This window comes from Roseomonas rosulenta (assembly GCF_016106005.1).
In the GTDB taxonomy this organism is placed as follows: Bacteria; Pseudomonadota; Alphaproteobacteria; order Acetobacterales; family Acetobacteraceae; genus Neoroseomonas; species Neoroseomonas rosulenta.
This window is the reverse complement of sequence record NZ_JACADR010000428.1, coordinates 1-2562: the sequence shown is the minus strand read 5'-3', so window position 1 is coordinate 2562 and position 2562 is coordinate 1. Positions and strand designations below refer to the sequence as shown.

General features: G+C 66.9%; 4 protein-coding genes. 3 read left to right on the top strand and 1 reads right to left on the bottom strand.

All coding sequences use genetic code 11. The features are described from left to right. The first annotated feature begins 141 nt into the window (after window positions 1-141). The 3 genes from HW578_RS25360 (at window position 142) to HW578_RS25350 (ending at window position 1617) form a co-directional block, all read left to right on the top strand. Entirely contained in the window at window positions 142-417 is a 276-nt protein-coding gene (locus HW578_RS25360) for a hypothetical protein (RefSeq protein ID WP_198373486.1), read from the top strand. A gap of 15 nt (window positions 418-432) precedes the next feature. After that, complete coding sequence (locus HW578_RS25355; protein WP_369407978.1) at window positions 433-789, top strand: imm11 family protein; 357 nt, start codon at window positions 433-435, stop codon at window positions 787-789. Window positions 790-972: 183 nt separating this feature from the next. Continuing rightward, window positions 973-1617, top strand: coding sequence for an imm11 family protein (locus HW578_RS25350; protein WP_198373482.1), 645 nt, complete (start codon window positions 973-975; stop codon window positions 1615-1617). Between the two features lie 55 nt (window positions 1618-1672). Here the strand turns inward: HW578_RS25350 and HW578_RS25345 are convergent. Next, the coding region (locus HW578_RS25345; RefSeq protein WP_198373481.1) for an MFS transporter at window positions 1673-2562 on the bottom strand (890 nt) is incomplete at its 5' end.

Below are 2562 nucleotides of genomic sequence, written 5' to 3'. Positions count from 1 at the left end.
AGAAGCGCCTCCGCCAAGCTCGCCTGTCCGATCCGACGCTGACCCATCTCCGCCTCACAACTGCCATCACCAGGCTCAGCGAATCAGCCCATCTGTCGCTCAGCAAGGCGTTTCGCAGGGATCTCCTAGAGGGCTCAAAGCATGGCGGCGTTGATTAAGTTCTCACTGAATGCCTGTTGGACACCGGGTGTGGACGCGAGTTTATCCAAGGGCCGCGAGAAGCATGCAATATTGACAGATGAGGCCGAAGCGCGATCCCCCTATCGCAGTTTTGATTTCGGATTCAAAGTAATTCGCTTCGAATTAGAAGAAGTTCGGAATGAATTCTGGCTGACAACCAACCACAGAACTATTGTGGATATTCTGCCCGTTGTCGGGCGCTGGGGTTGTTCAGCTGAATTCAAGCATATCGTTTAATCATTTGAGCCTGATCTGCATCAATTTTTCCCGATTAACATCCGACGCCGAAACGGCAAGCCGATATTTCGCCTTGATGGCCGAGAGGTAGGGCCAGGCCAGTACTACATCATGAATCCTCTTCAACAGATCGATGCTCTGTTGCCGGAGCAGTGTATTGGCCAACTGGGGCAGCGGCGCCAGTCACGCCGCGAGGTGATGCCTGATATCGACGATCTGTGTGTCTCGCGCGGCGCAATCGAGGGCCGGCACCTGTGGCTCAACACCCCGTTCTTGGGAGGCGGTCGGATCTTCGTTTCCGACACACTGCTGGCCGCAATGCGGGCGAAGGAACTCAAGGGCTTTGTCGTGCGCGAGGTGCGGGAGTTGTAGGCCGCCCCAGACTTCGCCGCGCCCGAGGCCGGACAGCCCGGCGCTGCGGCGTGCCTTCGAGGAGCTGGAATTCTTCACCAAGGAGTTCCGCATCCTGGGCGCGTATCCGGCGCATGCGTACAGGCTGGAGCAGGCGGCGGCGGGGGATTGAGGGGCGGCTTCTAGCAGCCACGGAGGGCACGCTTGGCGGCGATCATCGCATTCTCGCACGATCCGAGATTTTCGCCGGATGTCCGGGGGGCGCTGAAGGAAGGACCGGCTGCGAGCGGTGTGCTCACCGACGCCGCCTATGAGCGATGCCGCTGGCTCGGTATGGACTTCGGCAACAAGGGCATCTGCTTCGACCCGGCCGACGTGAAGACCGAGTTCTGGCTTACATCACGGCAGAAGGCGCTCGCCGACTTTCTTCCGGTCGTGGCCCGATGGGGCGTCTCGGCAGAATTCCGGGACGTGGTGGAAGCTTTCGAGCCTGAGCTGCACCAGTTCTTCCCGATCATGATCCGCCGCCCCAACGGCAAGCCGATCGAGCGGCATGACGGGCGGGAAGTCGCACCGGGCCAATACTTCATCATGAACCCGCTGGTGCGCATCAACGCGCTGCTGCCTGAGGAATGCATTGGCAAGCAGGGACAGCGCCGCAAGACCCTGAACGAGGTGCTGCGCACCGTCGACGACCTGTGCGTCTCGCGGGCGGTGATCGCGGGCCGACACCTGTGGGTGGATGCGTACTTCGGGGGAGGTGAACTCTTCGTCTCGGACGCGTTCCTCGCCGCGGTCGAGGAGAAGGGGCTGAAGGGCTTTCGCGTGCAGAAGGTGCGGGAGGCGTAGGCCGCGCGCCCGGAGTTCGCAGCGACCGACCCCGGACGCGCACGCGGCGCGCCCCTCAGAACCGCCTGAGCGGCACCCGCCACGCCAGCACCGCCCCCACCGCCGTGAGCACCGCCGCTGTCGCGAACAGCCCGCGGAACGCCTCCGCCAATTCGCCCCGCAGCGCCGCCGCCGCCTCAGGCCCCAAGGCCGCCAGATACCCCGGCCCCTCCGCCACCAGCCGCTGGAACGCCGCGCCGGAACCGGTCGCACTCACCGCCATGAACACCGCCGCCGCCACCACCGCCGTGCCCGTCGCAGCCCCGATGTTGCGCGAGAACGCCACCCCGGCCGAGGCCGCGCCCAGCCTCTCCCGCCCCGCCGCCGCCTGCGCCGTCACCTGCACCACCGGATAGGAGGTGCCCGAGCAGAACGACGCCGCTGCCAGCAGCGGCAGGAAGGCCGGCAGCGGCAGGTCGGCGGCCGTCACCGCCAGCACCGCCCAGATCAGCGCGCCGACCGGCAGGAACAGCGTCGGCCAGCGCATCGCATGCCCGCTGCGCGCCACCATCCGCCCGGAGAAGAAGGCGCCCGAGGCCCCGCCCACCGACATCGCCACCAGCATCAGCCCCGAGGGCCCCGGCGCCATGCCCCGCACCGTCTGCAGCCAGGCCGGCAGGAAGGAGATCATGCCCACCTGCGCCCCCACCACGCAGGCCGAGAGCAGGTAGGCCCGCCAGATCGACGCCTCGCCGAAGACCGAGAGCGGCAGCAGCGGGTCGCGGGCCGCGCGCTCGATCCGCAGCAGCACCACCACCGCCCCCGCCGCGACCACCGCCAGCCCCGCCGCCAGCGGCGCCAGCGCGGGGTCGAGCCGCCGCGCGCGATCGAGCGCCACCAGCGCGCAGCCCACCGCCACCACGAACACCGCCAGCCCCACCCAGTCGAAGCGCAGCGCCGCCTCGC

Coding starts and splice junctions, on each gene's coding strand:
- HW578_RS25360 (WP_198373486.1), top strand. CDS start 142: ATGGCGGCGTTGATTAAGTTCTCACTGAATGCCTGTTGGACACCGGGT.